Raw genomic sequence first — 16,969 nt, forward strand, 5'->3', positions numbered from 1 at the left:
ACTTCCGTGACGGGCGTCCTGCGAAAAATTGTCAGTCGGGACGGATACCCTGCTGGCAGTCCGCACACAATCAGGGAGCAGTACCCGTGACCGCAGAGACCCTGTACGGGGCCGACGACCTCACCCATCTGGAAGGTCTGGAGGCCGTCCGCAAACGGCCAGGCATGTACATCGGGTCGACCGACAGCCGGGGCATCAACCACCTCTTCAGCGAGATCGTCGACAACTCGACCGACGAGGGCGTCGCCGGGCACGCGTCCCGCATCGTGGTCACCCTGCACGCCGACAACAGCGTCCAGGTCGACGACGACGGCCGCGGCATCCCGACCGACGTGCACGCGAAGTCCGGTCTGTCCGGTGTGGAACTGGTGCTGACCAAGCTGCACGCCGGCGGCAAGTTCGGCGGCTCCGGCTACAAGACCTCCGGCGGCCTGCACGGCGTCGGCGCCTCCGCCGTCAACGCCCTCTCGCACCGCTACGACGTCACGGTCCGCCGCGGCGGCAAGGTGCACGAGATGTCGTTCGCCCACGGCGTTCCCGGCGTCTTCGACGGCCCCGGCCCCAAGGCGAAGTTCACCCGCCAGTCGGGCCTGCAGGTCACCGGCAAGATGAAGCGGAACGAGTCGACCGGCACCTCGACCCGCTACTGGTACGACGCCCGCTACTTCGAGAACGGCGCCGTCCTCGACGTCGACACCGTCCGCGCCAAGCTGCGCAACACGGCGTTCCTCGTCCCCGGCGTGACCTACGTACTGCGGACAGCGCTGGAAGACTCGATCTCCGAAGAGGTCTTCCACTACCCCAACGGCCTCACCGACATGGTCGACTACCTGGCGCCCTCAGGTGACCGCGCCGTCTCCGGCACGTTGGTGATCACCGGCAACGGCACCTACTTCGAGAACGCCGCCGACGAGAACGGCGTGATGCGGTCCAAAGTGGAGCGTCAAGCCGAGATCGAGGTCGCCCTCCGCTGGGGCACCGGCTACGACCGCACCGTCGAATGCTTCACCAACACCATCCGCAACGTGCACGGCGGCACCCACCGCCGGGGCTTCGACCGCGCGGTGGTGAAGTCGATCCAGGACGCCATCTCCAAGACCCGGGGGCTGCTGAAGCCCAAGGAGGAGATGCCCACGCTGGACGACGTGCTGGAAGGCATGACGGCCGTAGTCCACGTCCGCATCCCCGAACCGCAGTTCACCTCGCAGACCAAGGACGAGCTCTCCACCGCCGGCATCACCAAGGTGCTCCAGGGCGTCGTGGACGCCCACGTCCGCGCGTGGACCGAGGACCGCAAGAGCAAGGTGGAGGCCAAGACCGTCCTGCAGAAGGTCGTCGACGCCTCCCGCGTGCGGCTGACCCAGAAGCAGCAGAAGGACGCGGCCCGCCGCAAGACGGCCCTCGAAGGCGCCGCGATGCCGGCGAAGCTCGTCGACTGCCGCACCACAGGTGTTTCGCGGTCCGAGCTGTTCCTCGTCGAGGGCGACAGCGCCCTCGGCTCAGCGCGCATGGCCCGCGTCTCCGAGTACCAGGCGCTGCTCCCGTTGCGCGGCAAGATCCTCAACGTCCAGAAGGCCTCCCTCGCCGACACCCTGCGCAACGCCGAGATCGCCTCGATCGTCCAGGTCCTCGGCGCCGGCACCGGCCGCACGTTCGACATCTCGGCCATGCGCTACGGCCGCGTCATCCTGATGGCCGACGCGGACGTCGACGGCAGCCACATCCGCACGTTGCTGATCACGCTGTTCGCCAAGTACATGCGCCCGGTCATCGAGGACGGCCGCCTGTACGCGGCCATGCCCCCGTTGCACAAGGTCATGACCCGCGGCCGCAACGCCGAGACGCACTTCACCTTCACCCAGCGCCAGATGGAGCAGAAGGTCGCGTCCCTCGAAAAGGCGGGCAAGCAGGTCGTCACCCCGGTGCCGCGGTTCAAGGGCCTCGGCGAGATGGACGCGGACGAACTGTGGGAGACCACGATGAACCCGTCCAGCCGCTCGGTCCGCCGCATCACCATGGACGACGCCGACGCCGCCGAAGAAGCCCTCGAACTGCTGATGGGCGAAAAGGTCGAGCCGCGCCGCAACTGGCTCGTCGAGTCCGCCGCCAGGGTCGACCAGTCGGCCATCGACCTCTAAGCCTTCTTCAACGGACAGACGGAGTTACGAAGTCATGGCACGCCGCAAGGGACCCACGACCAAGGTCGACCCAGCCGCGTTCGACCGCGCCGGTGCGACGGTCCTCGACAACTCGCTGAAGACGGAGATCGAGGACTCCTACCTGGAGTACGCGTACTCGGTCATTCACTCGCGCGCCCTCCCGGACGCGCGCGACGGCCTCAAGCCGGTGCACCGCCGAATCCTCTACTCGATGCACGAGCAGGGCTACCGGCCGACGCACGCGTACGTGAAGTCGTCGCGCGTCGTAGGCGACTGCATGGGCAAGTACCACCCGCACGGCGACACGGCCATCTACGACGCCCTCGTGCGTCTCGCCCAGGACTTCAGCCTCAACGAGCCGTTGATCGACGGCCACGGCAACTTCGGTAGCCCGGACGACGGCCCGGCCGCGTCGCGTTACACGGAGTGCCGCATGTCCCCGGTCGCCATGCAGCTGGTCGGCGAGCTCAACGAGGAGACCGTCGACTTCCGCCCGAACTACGACGGCTCGCTCCAGGAGCCCGCCGTGCTTCCGGCGGCGTTCCCGAACCTGCTGGTCAACGGCACGTCCGGGATCGCGGTCGGCATGGCCACGAACATGATCCCGCACAACCTGCGCGAGGTCGTGGGCGCGGCGCGGTGGCTGATCAACCACCCGACGGCCGACCTCGACAAGCTGATGGAGTTCGTGCCGGGCCCGGACCTGCCGACCGGCGGCATCCTGCTCGGCCTCGACGAGGTCCGGAAGGCCTACGAGACCGGCCGCGGCGTCGTGCGCATGCGCGCCAAGGTCGAGATCGGCCCGCTGGAGGGCTCGCGCGGCCGTCAGGCCATCACGGTCACCGAGCTGCCGTACGGCGTGGGTTCCGAGCGGATCGTCGAGAAGATCACCGACGAGGTCAACAAGTCCAAGCGCCTCACCGGCATCGCGGACGTCAAGGACCTGACCGACCGCGAGAACGGCATCCGCCTCGTCATCGAGTGCAAGGTGGGCGTGAACCCGCAGGCGTTGCTGGCGGACCTCTACCGGCTGACGCCGATGGAGCAGTCGTTCGGCATCAACAACCTGGTGCTCGTCAACGGGCAGCCGCAGACGTTGGGTCTCAAGGAGCTGCTGGAGGTCTTCCTCCAGCACCGCTACGAGGTCGTCACGCGCCGCACGAAGTTCCGCCGCCGCAAGCGCGAGGAACGACTGCACCTCGTCGAGGGTCTGTTGCTGGCCCTGCTCGACATCGACAAGGTCATCAAGCTGATCCGGGGCAGCGAGAACGCCGCTGCCGCCAAGGACGGCCTGATGAAGCAGTTCAAGCTGTCGGAGATCCAGGCGAGCTACATCCTCGACACGCCGCTGCGCCGCCTCACCAAGTACGACAAGCTCGAGCTCGAGAACGAGCAGGACAAGCTCCGCCAGGAGATCGCCGAGCTGACCGCGATCCTCGACGACGAGGGCGTGCTGAAGAAGCTCGTGTCCACCGAGCTCGCGGCCGTGGCGAAGGAACTGGGCGGCGAGCGCCGCACGAGCCTCATCGACGGCGACCTGAAGGAGGTCCTGGCGGCCTCGAAGCCGGCGGGCCCGCTGGAGGTGGCCGACGACCCGTGCCAGGTCATCCTGAGCGCCGCGGGTCTCGTGGCGCGCACCGCGGCCGAGTCGGAGGAGGCCTCCGAAGGCAAGCGCCGGGCGGGCCGCGTGAAGCACGACGCCGTCGCGGCCGTCGTGCACTCCACGGCACGGGGCCAGGTCGTCCTGATCACGAATCTGGGCCGAGCCTTCAAGACGGACGTCCTGCCACTGCCGGTGCTACCGGAACAGAGCGGCACCGTGTCGTTGCGCGGCGGCATGGCGGCCTCCGAACTGGTCCCGCTCGACAAGGGCGAGAAGGTCGTCGGCATCGCGCCGCTGGACCCGAAGGACTCGCCGGGCATGGCGCTGGGCACGAAGCTCGGCACGGTCAAGGTGTGCGTGCCGGAGTGGCCGGTGAGGTCGGACGAGTTCGAGGTCATCACCCTCAAGGACGGCGACGAGATCGTCGGCTGCACCTGGCTCACCGACGGCAGTGAGACGCTGGCGTTCGTCAGCTCCGACTCGTCCCTGCTGCGTTACGACGCCAAACTCGTGCGCCCGCAAGGCCTCAAGGGCGGCGGCATGGCGGGCATCAACCTGAGCGGCGACGCCCAGGTGGTCTTCTTCGGCGCCATCCGCACGGACGACGACGTGCACGGCGAGCCGATGGTCGTCACCTCCTCCGGCCAGAGCGTGAAGGTCACCCCTTTCAGCGAGTACCCGGCCAAGGGACGCGCCACCGGCGGCGTCCGCTCGCAGCGCTTCCTCAAGGGCGAAGACCACCTGGTGCTCGCCTGGATCGGGTCCCGCCCGGCGGGTGCCGACGACAAGGGCAGCCCGGTGGAGCTCCCGGACATCGATCCGCGCCGTGACGGCTCGGGCCACGCGCACCCCGGCCCGGACGTGATCGGCCACCTGATCGAACGCGACTAGCTCGCGAGGTTCCACGCACGGGTGAGGGCGAGGCCACAGGCCTCGCCCTCACCCGTTTTCGCGTTCGAGGCCATCTCCCCACCGTCGACCGACTGTCGACGGACTGCAGACGACCCCTGGCAACTTCAAGGGCGTCGTTTGACCCGTGGGGAGGAGGAACCATGCAGAAGATGTCGATTCGCAAGGCCGGGACGATCCGCCTGACCAGCCCGAGCTACTACTGCCCGTGCTCGGCCAGCTGATCCCGTGACACGACCGGGGCCGGCCTGCGGATGGCGCGTCCGGCCCCGGTCTTCCACCTCAGAAAGGGTGTGCCGCATGTCCGTGCGCCTGCACCGGCTCACGATGGTGGCGGAACGCGACGGCGTCATGGTCGGTCGCCCGGACACCGGTTCCTACGCGATGTTCCCGGAGGAGGGCGCGGAGACGTTGCGCCGGTTGGGGGCCGGGACGCCGCTCGACGAGGTTGCCGCCTGGTACGAGCGGGAATGCGGTACGCCGCTGGATTTCGACGACTTCTTCGAGGTGCTCGACGACCTCGGCTTCCTGGTGGCCGAGGGTGCTGACGCACCGGTGCCCGAGCCGGTGCGCTGGCAGCGTGCGGGACGGTGGGCGTTCTCGTGGCCGGCGTGGTGCCTCTACGTCGCGTTGATCGTGGGCGCGGTCGTGGCGATGGTGCGGGTGCCATCGCTTCGGCCCTCGTACGAGGCGTTCTTCTTCACCGACCACATCTCGTTGATCCCGATCGTGCTGACCTTCACGCAGATCCCGCTGGTCTTGTTGCACGAGTGGTTCCACGTGCTGGCGGGGCGGCGGCTCGGGTTGCCGTCGACGCTCGGGATCGGGCGGCGGTTGTACTACCTGGTCGCGGAGACTCGGCTGGACTCGTTGCTGAGCGTGCCGCGACGGCAGCGGTACTTGCCGTTCCTGGCGGGGATGTTGCTGGACACGATTTTGGTGGCGGTGTTCACGTTGAGCGCTGCCGCACTCGACGACACCGTGCCGGCGTGGGTGTCAGGGATGCTGCTCGCGATCTCGTTCAGCACGTTGCTGCGGCTGGTGTGGCAGTTCATGTTCTACCTCGAAACCGATCTGTACCACGTGATCGCGACGGCGCTGCGCTGTGCGGACCTGCAGAACGCCACGCGGTTCCTGATCAAGTCGCGGTTCCGGCGGCTGCTCGGGCGCGCGCCTGCAGCTCCCGACGAGGAGTGGACGGACCGGGACCTCGTGGTGGCGCGCTGGTACGCGCCGCTGCTGGTCCTCGGGTACGGGTTCTCGCTGGGAAGCCTTGCGTGGGCGGGGATTCCCACGGTGTGGCGGTTCTGGTCGACGGTGTTCGAACGGCTCGCGGCGCCGGGCACGCCCACCTCGGAAGTGATCGACACCTTCATCTTCCTCGGCATGGCCGCCGCGCAGGCGGGTCTGCTGATCTACGTCACCGTGCGGGACCGGCGCGCCCGGAACCGCACCAGGGCTCGGCAAGGAGCGTTCGCATGACCTCATCGCAGGCCCGGCACAGCTGGGCCGTCACCTCGGACTCGCTGGCACCGGCGCCTGTCGCGCACGTCGGCGTCACGTGTCACCGCCGGCTGCGCGGGCCGTACACCGGCGCTGGTGCGCTGCTGCGGCAGATCGTGCCGGAACTGTTGGCGCACAACGCCGATCTGGTGCTGCCCAGGGCCACGAACGTCGTGGCGATCGCGCCGGAGCTCGCCGCCGTGCTGCCGTTGCCGGAGAAGACGCTCACCGAGGCGGCCGCTCCCAGGGAACGCACGCGGTTCTACTCCGCGGGCCGCACCGAACGGCTGGTGCACGGCGTCGCGGAGCTGCTGATGGACTGGGCACGGGTGCGGCACCCGGACGGTGTCGTCGTCGCGTTCCGGGACGTGGCGCAGGCCGATGAGACCGATCGCGAACTGCTGCGGGTGCTGTTGCGCCGCTGCGACCCGCGCGAGCTGACGGTGGTCGTCGAGCTCGACGACCCCGGTGAGGACACTGTGCTCGCGGAGGCGTTGACGAGGTACGCGACGACGAGCGCCCGCCTGCTGCAGAAGCCCGTGCTGGACGGGGACCTGGCGCAGCTGCACATCGACTCGGACGGCGTGCTCGACGTCGAGGAGGTGTTGAGGGCGTACGACGCGCTGGCGCCGGACGACCGGGCCCGCCGGCACGCCGAACGGGCGGAAGTGCTTGCGGCGTGGGGAGATCCGAGCTTCGAGCTCGGCGCCATCCCGTACCACCTGGAACGCGGCACGGACCTCGCCGCCGCGGGCGAGGCACTGCTCACCGCCACCACCCGATGCCTCGAGCTGGGCTACTACCACGCGTCGATGGATCTGGCGCTGCGCGGACGGGAGCTCGTCTCGGCGCAGGAGCACCCGCACCTGTACTGGAACCTGACGACGAAGGTCGCCGCGTGCCTGTCGTACCTCGGGCCGGGGGAGGAGGCCGCGCGGTACCTCGGCGAGCTGCGGCACACCACCGACGCCGAGATGCACATGCGGTCGAGCTACATGACGGCGATGCTGCACACCCGCTACCTGCCGAAGGACACCCTCGACCACGAGCTCGCGCTGGAGTGGTCGAACATCTCGATCGTCCTCGCCGACAACTACCCGAAGCCCGAGCGGCGCACGTTCAACGGCGCGTTCATGCGCAACGGCAAGGCGTTGGTGGAGTTGCACCGCGGGGATCTCCAGGCCGCGCTGGACCTCGTGAACGAGGCGATCCGGATGACCGACTCCCACCTGGGGCACGAGGAACAGCTGCTGCACCGCTCGGTGCTCACGCACAACCGGGCGCAGGTGCTCGCGGCGATGGGGAGGCACGCCGAGGCGTTGCTCGACTACGACGACGTCATCCGGCGCGATCCGAACTACGGCGAGTACTACTTCGACCGGGCCACCGTGCGCCGGGCGGCGGGGCGTGAGGCCGAGGCGCTCGAGGACTACGCGGCGGCGATCCGGCTGAGCCCGCCGTTCCACGAGGCCCACTACAACCGCGCGGACCTGCTGCGCGAACTCGGCGACGACGAGGCGGCGCTGCGGGACCTCGACTACGCGCTGGTGCTCGAACCGGACCACGTCGACTCGCTCGTCAACCGGGTCGACCTGCTGCTCGCGAACGGGGACGTGGAACGGGCGGCCGCGGACGTCGGCCACGGGCTCACGCTCGACCCGCGCAACGCCCGGTTGCTCGCGGCCCGCGGGAGCCTGCTCGCCGACGTCGGCGAGAACGAGGCCGCCTGGGAGCACTACTCCGCCGCGCTGGCCGAGGACTCGACGCTCGTGGCGGCCTGGGCGAACCGGGCGGTGCTGGCGTTCACGACCGGCAGGCCGGACCAGGCGGTGGAGGACCTCACGGAGGCGATCCGGCTGGAGGACGGTGGAACGCTGCGCGCGAACCGCGCGATCGCGTTGCAGGAGCTGGGAAACCACCGCCAGGCCGTCCGGGACCTCGACGCCGCGCTGGCCGGCGGCGCCGACGACCCGGACCTGCTCTACCTGCGGGGTGTGAGCCGGCACGCCGTCGGGGACGCCATCGGTGCCCGCGCGGACTGGGAGGCGCACCTCGCGGCCTACGGCGACGACGTCTCCCCGTACGCGGACCGGATCGCGGAGGGCGTGGCGTGACGACGACGGTTCCGGAGGGGCTTTCCTCGGCGCTGCATCAGCACGCCAAGGGCGTCGCCGTGGTCACCGCGGGACTGGTCACGCCGGTCGGGTTCTGCGCCACGTCGATCGCGCCGGTGTCGCTCGACCCTCCGCTGCTCTCCTTCGCCATCAGCACGAAGTCGGCGTCCTGGGCCGTCGTCGAGACCGCCGAGCACGTCGTGGTCAACCTGCTGGCGGACGACCAGGAGGACGTCGCCCGCGCGTTCAGCAGGCCGGGTGCGGACAAGTTCGGCCCTGGGACCCGGTGGTACCGCGACAGCGCGGGGTTGCCCGCGCTGCCCGGTGTCCTCTCGCGCTGGAGGATCGCGCCGCTGGAACGGATCCGGGTCGGCCGGCACGCGCTCGTCGTCGGTCTCGTGGTGGCCGTCGAACGCGAGTCGCCAGCCAGGAAGCCCCTCGTGCACTACGACGGCGGGTATGGCCGTTTGGCCCGCGGATGACCGTTTCTCTTGTGCGGCGGCAGTTTTGTCGCTCTGAGACAGATGCGTATCCCGGTTGTCGCGGGCGACTCCTTGTACAGCGTGGACACGGACCTCGCCGCGCGACAGCCCCAGTTCCAGGTGCTGGGGCCGTTCGAGGTGCGCGTGGACGACGAGGTGCTCGACCTGGGCGGGCCGCGGATCCGGACGTTGCTCGCGCTGCTGACGGCGAACGCGGGCCGGGTGACGACGGTCGCCACGATGGTGGAAGCGTTGTGGGGCGCGGTGTCCCCGCCCGACGCGCACCGCACCGTCCGCAGCTACGTCTCCCGGCTGCGCCGCGCACTCGCCGTCGAGCGGCTGATCGTCACGCACCGGGCGGGGTACGTGCTGCGGCTCGAACCGCACCTCGTGGACGCCCGGCGGTTCGAGCGGCTCGTCGAGGCGGGCCGGGACGCCCTGGCCGCAGGGCGGGCCGCGAACGCCGCCGAACAGCTCTCGCTCGCGCTGACGATGTGGCGTGGTGATGCGTACGGCGAGTTCGCCGCCACGCCGGTGCTGCGCACCGAGGCGGCCCGGCTGGAAGGAGTGCGGCTCGGGGCTGTGGAGGACCGCGTCGACGCCGACCTCGCGACCGGTGCGGGTGTGACGCTGGTCGAGGAGCTCGCCGAGCTGACCGAACGGCATCCCGGCAGGGAACGCCTGTGGGGACAGCTGATGACCGCCCTCTACCGGGCCGGCCGGCAGGCCGAGGCGTTGCAGTCCTACCTGCGCGCCCGTGCCGTGCTGATCGACCGGTTCGGGCTCGACCCGTCCCCGCGCCTCGCAGAGATCCACCAGCAGGTGCTGGACAACGACGCCCGGCTGTTCGGCGTGCCCGTCGTGGCACAGCACGATCCCGCCCGCGACGACCTCCCCGGCGACGTGCCCGACTTCGCCGGCCGCGACGCCGAGCTGGCGTTGCTGGAGACCGCGCGGGCCGCAGGCAGGCACGCCGTCGTGATCGAGGCGATCGACGGGATGGCCGGGGTCGGCAAGACCACGCTCGTCGTGCACGCCGCGCACCGGTTCGCCGGGGACTACCACGACCGGCTGTTCATCGACCTGCACGGGCACGCGCCCAGCCAGCAGCCGATGGCGCCGATGACCGCGCTGGACACGTTGCTGCGCGCCCTGGACGTGCCGCCGGACCGGATCCCGCAGGACCCGGACGCACGCGCGGCGCTGTGGCGGGCCGAGCTCGCGACGCGGTCGGTGCTCGTCGTGCTGGACAACGCCGCCGACGCGGCGCAGGTGCGCCCGCTGCTGCCCGGCACGTCGCGCAGCCTGACCCTGATCACGAGCCGGCGCCGCCTGGTCGACCTCGACGCGACCAGGGTCGTGTCGCTCGACGTGCTGCCGGAAGCCGACGCGGTCGCGTTGTTCACCAGCGTCGCGGGCGGCGGCGACGATCCGGCGGTGCACGAGGTCGTGGCGCTGTGCGGCCACCTCCCTCTGGCGATCCGCATCGCGGCCGCCCGGTTGCGGGCCCGTCCCGCGTGGACGGTCGGCTACCTGGCCGAGAGGCTGCGCCAGGCGCACTCGCCGCTCGTCGAGCTGGAGGCGGGGGACCGCAGCGTCGCGGCGGCGTTCGCCCTGTCCTACCAACACCTTCCGGCACCGCAGCGCCGCCTGTTCCGGTTGCTCGGCGTCCACCCCGGCCCGGACTTCGACGCGCACGCGGCGGCGGCGCTCGCGGCCGTGGACCTGGTGGAAGCCGAACGGCTGCTGCAGAACCTCGTCGACGACCACCTGCTGCAGGAACCCGCGCCGGGCCGGTACCGCTTCCACGATCTGGTCCGCCAGCACGCCCATTCCGTGGCGCTGGACGACGAGCCGGAGCGGGACGGGGCACTGCGGCGCGTCGTCGGCTACTACCTGCACACCGCGCACGACGGCAGCAGGCTGCTCGACCGGCAACACCCGCCGATCGCCCTGGACGCGGCCGACTGCGTCCCCCACCCGTTGCCTGATGGCGCGGCGGCGATGGCGTGGTTCGACGCCAACCACCGCTGTGTCCTGGCCGCGCGCGCCGAGGCCGAGAACGCGGGCTGGGACACGGTGGTGTGGCAGCTCGCCTGGTCGCTCGACAACTACCACTACCGCCGCGGGCACCTGCACGACAACATCGCCTCCTGGCAGGCGGGACTCACCGCCGCGCAACGACTGGGCGACCTCGCCGTGCAGGCCCGCGCCCACCGCAGGCTCGGCCTCGTGTACGCGCCGCTGGGCCGCGACGAGGACGCGTTGCTCCACTTGAGACGGTCGCTGGGGCTGTCCGCGGAGGTCGGCGACACCCTCGGCGAGGCGGGCGCGCACCTGGTCCTGGCGCTCGCGCTGACGTGGCGCAAGGACGACCTCGCCGTGCTGACCCACCTCACCGAGGCCAGGAACCTGTACCGGGTCGCCGGGAACACGCGGTGGGAGATCCGCGCCCTGAGCATGATGGGCGCCGCCTTCACCCGCCTGGGGCACCACGCCCGCGCCCACCGCATCTGCGAGGCCGCGCTCGCGCTGTGCCGGCGGGACGACGACGTCTACGGCCAGGCCGACAGCCTGGACAGCCTCGGCGCCATCGCCGGCAACACCGGGGACCACCGCCAGGCGCTCCAGCACTACACGAGCGCGCTGGCGCTGTGGCGCGACCTCGACAACACCTACCGGCAGGCGGGCACGTTCGCCGCGCTCGGCGACACGCACCGCGATCTCGGCGAACCCGAGCAGGCGAGGCGGTGCTGGCAGTCGGCGGTCGACCTCTACCGCGGCCAGAACCTCCACCAGGCGGCCGACCGCATCGCCCGGCGCGCGGGCTGAAGGCCTGTCGGCAGGCTCACCCGTCGGCGAGGCGCTGGATGGCGGCTCCCAGCCAGGCTTCGAGCTCCGCCGGGTCGCCCAGCTCGTCGCGCAGCACCCGCCGCCGGGTCGACACACCGAGGACGAGCGCGTCGATGGCCGCCGCCCTGCCGAACGCGTCCGCGACGCCGTTGTCGTGCAGGTAGCGCCGCAGCGGCAGCAGGGAGTGGGTGTCGAGGAACGCGGCCAAGGTCTCCGCCACCTCCGGGCGGTCGCCCGATGCCCGGTGCAGCACCAGCAACGGGTCCTCGCCCGGCTGGCCGCACCAGCGGCGCACGATGTTCGCCGCGAGTCGCGCGCCCAGGCCGGAGAGGTCGCCGTCGAAGGAGTTCTCGACGGGGATCTCCACCTCGCCGGCGGCGAGGAACAGGCCGTCCTTGCCGCCGAAGTAGCGGGTGATGAGGTTCGGCGAGACGCCGGCCGCGTCGGCCACCCCCTTGACCGTGACCGCCGTGTACCCGTGCTGGGCGAACTGGTGGCGTGCCTGGTCGAGGATCCGGGACCGGGTGGCGGCGGCGTTGCGGGACGTCATGTGTACGACCATACACAACGATGTGTATGGTCGTACACATGACTGAGGAGACACGCGAACGACTTCGCCGCACGCGACGCGTGACGACGCCCTGGGCCGACGACCCGGCAAGGGGGATCAGGCGTGCGCGCCTGGACGAGCTGCTGGAGCGGTGGGCTGACGGCTACGACTGGGCCGTGCACGAACGGCGCATCGCCGCGCTCCCGTGGGAGACGGTGCCGGCCGGTGAGATCGACCTGCGCGTGATCCACCGGCGGGCTGCGGACCCCGATGCTCCGGTCGTGGTCCTGCTGCACGGCTGGCCGGACTCGGTGCTGCGGTTCGAGCGCGTCCTGCCGCTGCTGACCGACGTGCACCTGGTGGTCCCCGCGCTGCCGGGTTTTCCCTTCGCGCCACCGCTGGACACCCCCGGCGTCTCGGTGGAGCGGATCGCCACGGTGATCGCGGCCGCCTTGGACGAACTCGGCTACGAGCGGTACACCGTGTCCGGCGGGGACGTGGGCGGCACGGTGGCGGAGATCCTCGCGACCCGGCACCCGGACCGCGTGGCCTCGCTGCACCTGACGAACGTGGCCCCGCAACGCGCCCTGACCGCGGACGCGGCGACGCTCGCCCCCGACGCCGCGGCCTACCTCGCCCGCACGGCGCAGTGGTTCCGGACCGACGGCGCCTACATCGCGGCGCAGTCGACCCGGCCGAACACGCTCGCCGTCGCGCTCGGCGACTCGCCGGCGGGCCTGGCCGCGTGGATCGCCGAGAAGCTGGAGTCGTGGTCGGACGACTCGGCCTTCGGCACCGACGACCTGCTCACCTGGATCACCGCCTACTGGGTCACCGGCACGATCGGCACCTCGTTCACCACCTACACCGAGCCCGCCGCGCTGTCCGGCCGGGTCGAGACGCCGACCGTGTTGTCGATCTTCCCGCGCGACATCAAGCCCGAGCCGCGAAGCTACGCCGAGGCGTTCCTGAACGTGTGCGAGTACGTCGAACACCCGGCGGGAGGTCACTTCGCGGCCTGGGAGCAGCCGGCGGCCTACGTCGAGGACCTGCGCCGCGCGGTCGCGCTGGTAGGTGGCCCCTTTGCTGCGGTCGCCGACATCTGACAGCTGAAATCGTGAACACGCGGCGAAAGAGCGTCCTGTGTGGACTTTCGGCGAGGCGCGCTCCTACCTGAAGTCCGCCGCCCTGCGCGCGGTGGCGCAACTCGGGGTCGCCGACCGGCTGGGCGACGAGCCGCGGCATGTCGAGGAACTGGCCGCGGAGACCGGTGCGGACGCCGATCACCTCAGGCGGGTGCTGCGGTTGCTCGCGACCATCGGGGTGTTCCGGCAGGAGGCGGACGGCCGTTTCGCCCTGACGGAGCTCGGGCAGGGGCTGCGCACCGACTCGCCTTACTCCGCGCGGTGGGGAGTGGTCATGAGCACCATGCACACGCACTGGGCCAGCGCGTTCGACCTCGGCCACAGCATCCGGACCGGTGAGCCGTCGTTCCCGGCGCTGTTCGGCAAACCGTTCTTCGACTACGTCGCGGGGGACGCGCGGGCCGAGTTCCACGGTGGGATGGGGAGTTTCTCCGGGGCGGCCCGGCGGCTCGCACTGGACGTCTACGACTTTCCCACCACCGGCACCGTGGTGGACGTCGGAGGCGGGACCGGGGGCTTCCTGCGTGACGTCCTGCACGGTGCCGAGTGACGTCGCACCCGCGCGGTGGAGCGAAGTGGCCGGTGACTTCTTCGACGGGGTGCCGCCCGCAGACCTCTACGTGCTGTCGTGCGTGCTGCACGACTGGAACGACGACGAGTGCGTGTGCATCCTCACCAACTGCCGCAAGGCGATGAGGCCCGGCGGCCGGATCGCCGTGTTCAACGCCGTCGTCCGGCCCGGCGACGAGCCGGACGACGCGAAGTTGGTCTAGGGGATCACGTCCAGGGCGGCGCTGATGATGCTGTCCGTGTCGATGCCGTGGTGGCGGTAGACGCTGTCGAGGTCGCCGGACTGACCGAACGCAGAGACGCCCAGGTGCACGGCGCCCCGGCCGGTGACGCCCGCCAGGAACGCCAGGGTGTGCGGGTGGCCGTCCAGCACGGTGACGAGGGGTGTGGGGGACGGGAAGAGCGTGTCGAGGATCCACGTCGGCGCGGACGAACGTCCGCGACGTGCCTGCACCGCGCGGAAGATCAGGTCCGGGCTCGTCAGGCAGACGACGTCGGCGGTGGTGCCGAGCGCGGCGAGGCGGTCGGCGGCGAGGAGGGCCTCGGTGACGAGCGCGCCCATGGTCACGATCGTCACGTCCGCGGTGGCGTTGCGGCGCAGCGGGTAGCCGCCTGCCACCACCTGGCGACGGCGTCGTTCGCGGGCGGCGGGGTCCACAGGCACCGCTGCCAGGGTCTGGTCGACCGGGCGGGTGGAGAGGCGCAGGTAGGTGGAGGTGCCGTCGGGGCGGCCGAGTTGGCCCAGGGCGGCCAGCAGGCACCACTCGGTGTCCAGGGCGAACGCCGGTTCCCAGGTGGTGCAGCCGGGCTGTTCGATGCCGATGGACGGCGTGGTGATCGACTGGTGCGCGCCGCCCTCGGGGGCCAGCGTGACGCCGGACGGGGTGCCGACGAGGATCGACTGGCCGCCCGCGTACAGGCCGAACGACCACGGCTCCAGGGCGCGGGACACGAACGGGTCGTAGAGCACGCCGATCGGCAGAAGTGGCTGGCCCCAACGGTTCCAGGTCGCGCCCAGCTCGCCCAGCAGGCCGACGAGGTTGGTCTCGGCGATGCCGAGTTCGATGTGCCGGCCGGTCGGGCGTTCGCGCCAGTGCAGGATCGTCTCGGCGTCGTCGGCGAACCAGTCGACGTTCTCGCTGGTCGACCAGACGCCGACCTTGTTCACCCAGCCGCCCAGGTTCGTGCTGGAGCTGACGTCCGGCGAGACCGTGACGACCCGCGCGCCCGCCTCGGGTGCCACCCGGTTCAGGTCGAGCAGGGTGCGGCCGAGAGCCGACTGCGTGGTCGCGGTTCCGGACGGCGTGCGGCCCAGATCCGTTGGCACGGCGGGAGGAGCGGACGGCGGAATCGGCTCGCGGCGCAGGCGGGCAGCGGCGGAGAAGCACAGCAGTTGCTCGGCGGAGCCGTCGGCAAAGCGTTGCCACGGCTGGGAAGCGGACATCCCCGACCGCTCGGCCAGCTCCTCGAACTGGGCGCCGGTCAGCAGCGCCGAGTGGTTCTGCGGGTGCCCGGCGGTCGGCAGGCCGTGTCCCTTCACGGTGTAGGCGATGATCACGGTCGGCCGGCTGTCGTCGATCTCGGCGAACGCCCCGCGCAACGCGGCGTGGTCGTGCCCGCCCAGGGAGCGCAACGCCGTCGCGAGCTCCGCATCGTCCAAATCGGACACCAGCGAGGCGATGCGCGCGGCGTCGGGGCCGTCGCCGGGCAGCAACGAGCGCAGCTTTTCCGGGGTGTGGCGCAGAAGTCGCTGGTACTCGGCGTTCGTCATGGTGTCGATGCGGTCGCGCAACGCCTCCCCGCCGGGCCGGCGGAACAGCGCCTCCAGCGCCGCGCCGTACTTGACGGTGATCACCTGCCAGCCCGCCGCCGTGAACAACGCGCGCATCCGGTCGGCCGCGAGCACCGGCACCACCCGGTCCAGCGACTGGCGGTTGAAGTCGACGATCCACACGATCTCGCCCAGGCGCTCGACCATCGGGTCGCAGAGGGCCTCCCAGACCGCGCCCTCGTCCAGTTCGGCGTCGCCCACCAGCGAGTACTGCCGGCCCAGCGGCTGCTCGGCGAAGTGCCCGCCGACGTACCGCCGCGACAGCGCGCCCCAGATCGGCGCCGTCGCCCCGATGCCCACGGAACCGGTCGAGTAGTCGGCCGGCACCGGGTCCTTCGTGCGCGACGGGTAGCTCTGCAGGCCGCCGAACGCGCGCAACGTCGTCAGGTGCTCGGCGTCGAGCTGCCCCAGCAGGAACTCGATCGCGTGCAGCACGGGGGAGGCGTGCGGCTTGACCGAGACGCGGTCCTCCGGCCGCAGGTGCTCGAAGTAGAGCGCGGTCATGATGCTCGTGATCGACGCGCTGGACGCCTGGTGGCCTCCCACCTTGAGGCCCGAGGCGTTGGGGCGCACCCGGTTCGCGTGGTCCACGATCGCCGTCGACAGCCACAGCACGCGCTGCTCCACGCTCTGCAGCACATCCAGGTCCGTCGCGGTGGGCGCGCTCAACGTCGTCATGCACGAAGTGGAGACGAGCCCGCGAACGCGCCGCAAGTATCACGCGCGATTTCGAGGTCATCGTGCAGTTTTCCGTCGCGGAAACCGCCACGACCTGATGGAAAACTGCGCAAACCACTAGAGTTTGGCTCATGGCGGACTCGATCGACGACCTGGACCGCGAGATCCTCGCGCTGCTGATCGAGGACGGCCGCCGGTCGCTGGTCGACATCGCCGATCGGGTGAGTCTGTCGCCCGCCCCGGTGAAGCGCCGCATCGAACGGCTGGAGCGCCTCGGCGTCATCACCGGCTACACCGCGCTCGTCGACCACGGCAAGCTCGGCGCGGGCCTGGAGGCGTGGGTGGAGCTCCGGTTCGCGGGCGACGTCAGCGTCGAGGAGGTCACCGACGCGATGATGCGCATCCCCGAGGTGCAGGAGATCGTCACCGTCGCGGGTGATCCCGACGCCCTGGCCCGCGTGCGGCTGACCAACGTCGCCCAGGTGCGCGACGTGATCGATCGGATGCGCGAGGGCGGCTTCGTGATCGGCACCAAGACGTTGATGGTGCTGGGCCGCAAACGTCGCTGAGCC

General features: G+C 70.9%; 12 protein-coding genes. 10 read left to right on the forward strand and 2 right to left on the reverse strand.

The window, feature by feature from the left end; all coding sequences use genetic code 11:
- Positions 1–86: 86 nt before the first annotated feature.
- From ACFWNN_RS16790 to ACFWNN_RS16815, 6 genes are all read left to right on the forward strand, one after another.
- On the forward strand, positions 87–2,138 hold the full coding sequence (locus ACFWNN_RS16790) for a type IIA DNA topoisomerase subunit B (protein ID WP_382440809.1): 2,052 nt from the start codon (positions 87–89) through the stop codon (positions 2,136–2,138).
- Between the two features lie 34 nt (positions 2,139–2,172).
- Positions 2,173–4,653, forward strand: coding sequence for a DNA topoisomerase (ATP-hydrolyzing) subunit A (locus ACFWNN_RS16795; RefSeq protein WP_382440810.1), 2,481 nt, complete (start codon positions 2,173–2,175; stop codon positions 4,651–4,653).
- A gap of 318 nt (positions 4,654–4,971) precedes the next feature.
- Positions 4,972–6,153 carry a hypothetical protein gene (locus tag ACFWNN_RS16800; protein ID WP_382440811.1) on the forward strand — a complete coding sequence of 394 codons (1,182 nt, stop codon included), beginning with the start codon at positions 4,972–4,974 and terminating at the stop codon, positions 6,151–6,153.
- A complete protein-coding gene (locus tag ACFWNN_RS16805; RefSeq protein WP_382440812.1) occupies positions 6,150–8,288 on the forward strand; it encodes a tetratricopeptide repeat protein in 2,139 nt (712 codons plus the stop codon). The genes ACFWNN_RS16800 and ACFWNN_RS16805 overlap by 4 nt, the downstream gene beginning before the upstream one ends.
- Complete coding sequence (locus ACFWNN_RS16810) at positions 8,285–8,770, forward strand: flavin reductase family protein (protein ID WP_382440813.1); 486 nt, start codon at positions 8,285–8,287, stop codon at positions 8,768–8,770. Before ACFWNN_RS16805 ends, ACFWNN_RS16810 begins: the two co-directional genes overlap by 4 nt.
- Before the next feature lie 42 nt (positions 8,771–8,812).
- Complete coding sequence (locus tag ACFWNN_RS16815) at positions 8,813–11,602, forward strand: BTAD domain-containing putative transcriptional regulator (RefSeq protein ID WP_382440814.1); 2,790 nt, start codon at positions 8,813–8,815, stop codon at positions 11,600–11,602.
- 16 nt (positions 11,603–11,618) lie between these two features.
- Here the strand turns inward: ACFWNN_RS16815 and ACFWNN_RS16820 are convergent, their stop codons facing one another.
- Positions 11,619–12,173 (reverse strand): TetR/AcrR family transcriptional regulator, encoded by a 555-nt coding sequence (locus ACFWNN_RS16820; RefSeq protein ID WP_382440815.1) that lies wholly within the window; start codon positions 12,171–12,173, stop codon positions 11,619–11,621.
- A gap of 38 nt (positions 12,174–12,211) precedes the next feature.
- Between ACFWNN_RS16820 and ACFWNN_RS16825 the strand changes: the two genes are divergently transcribed.
- The 3 genes from ACFWNN_RS16825 to ACFWNN_RS16835 are packed head-to-tail and all read left to right on the forward strand — an operon-like array spanning position 12,212 to position 14,091.
- Positions 12,212–13,279, forward strand: coding sequence for an epoxide hydrolase family protein (locus ACFWNN_RS16825; protein WP_382440816.1), 1,068 nt, complete (start codon positions 12,212–12,214; stop codon positions 13,277–13,279).
- 37 nt (positions 13,280–13,316) lie between these two features.
- Positions 13,317–13,868: a methyltransferase gene (locus tag ACFWNN_RS16830; RefSeq protein ID WP_382440817.1), complete on the forward strand. Its 552-nt coding sequence runs from the start codon at positions 13,317–13,319 to the stop codon at positions 13,866–13,868.
- Complete coding sequence (locus ACFWNN_RS16835; protein WP_382440818.1) at positions 13,858–14,091, forward strand: methyltransferase; 234 nt, start codon at positions 13,858–13,860, stop codon at positions 14,089–14,091. The genes ACFWNN_RS16830 and ACFWNN_RS16835 overlap by 11 nt, the downstream gene beginning before the upstream one ends.
- On the opposite strand, the gene ACFWNN_RS16840 is transcribed toward ACFWNN_RS16835, so the two are convergent.
- Positions 14,088–16,397: a pyruvate dehydrogenase gene (locus ACFWNN_RS16840; RefSeq protein ID WP_382440819.1), complete on the reverse strand. Its 2,310-nt coding sequence runs from the start codon at positions 16,395–16,397 to the stop codon at positions 14,088–14,090. The two genes, ACFWNN_RS16835 and ACFWNN_RS16840, sit on opposite strands and share 4 nt — an antisense overlap.
- Before the next feature lie 131 nt (positions 16,398–16,528).
- Here ACFWNN_RS16840 and ACFWNN_RS16845 point away from each other — a divergent pair, with 131 nt between their 5' ends.
- Positions 16,529–16,966 (forward strand): Lrp/AsnC family transcriptional regulator, encoded by a 438-nt coding sequence (locus tag ACFWNN_RS16845; protein WP_285631181.1) that lies wholly within the window; start codon positions 16,529–16,531, stop codon positions 16,964–16,966.
- The last annotated feature ends 3 nt before the right edge of the window (positions 16,967–16,969 follow it).

Source organism: Lentzea sp. NPDC058450, from assembly GCF_042721395.1.
GTDB lineage: Bacteria > Actinomycetota > Actinomycetes > Mycobacteriales > Pseudonocardiaceae > Lentzea.

Bases quoted from the DNA above. Each gene is read 5' to 3' on its own strand.
- ACFWNN_RS16820 (WP_382440815.1), bottom strand. From the start codon at position 12,173: ATGACGTCCCGCAACGCCGCCGCCACCCGGTCCCGGATCCTCGACCAG.
- ACFWNN_RS16795 (WP_382440810.1), top strand. From the start codon at position 2,173: ATGGCACGCCGCAAGGGACCCACGACCAAGGTCGACCCAGCCGCGTTC.
- ACFWNN_RS16815 (WP_382440814.1), top strand. From the start codon at position 8,813: ATGCGTATCCCGGTTGTCGCGGGCGACTCCTTGTACAGCGTGGACACG.
- ACFWNN_RS16845 (WP_285631181.1), top strand. From the start codon at position 16,529: ATGGCGGACTCGATCGACGACCTGGACCGCGAGATCCTCGCGCTGCTG.
- ACFWNN_RS16840 (WP_382440819.1), bottom strand. From the start codon at position 16,397: ATGACGACGTTGAGCGCGCCCACCGCGACGGACCTGGATGTGCTGCAG.
- ACFWNN_RS16800 (WP_382440811.1), top strand. From the start codon at position 4,972: ATGTCCGTGCGCCTGCACCGGCTCACGATGGTGGCGGAACGCGACGGC.
- ACFWNN_RS16805 (WP_382440812.1), top strand. From the start codon at position 6,150: ATGACCTCATCGCAGGCCCGGCACAGCTGGGCCGTCACCTCGGACTCG.
- ACFWNN_RS16825 (WP_382440816.1), top strand. From the start codon at position 12,212: ATGACTGAGGAGACACGCGAACGACTTCGCCGCACGCGACGCGTGACG.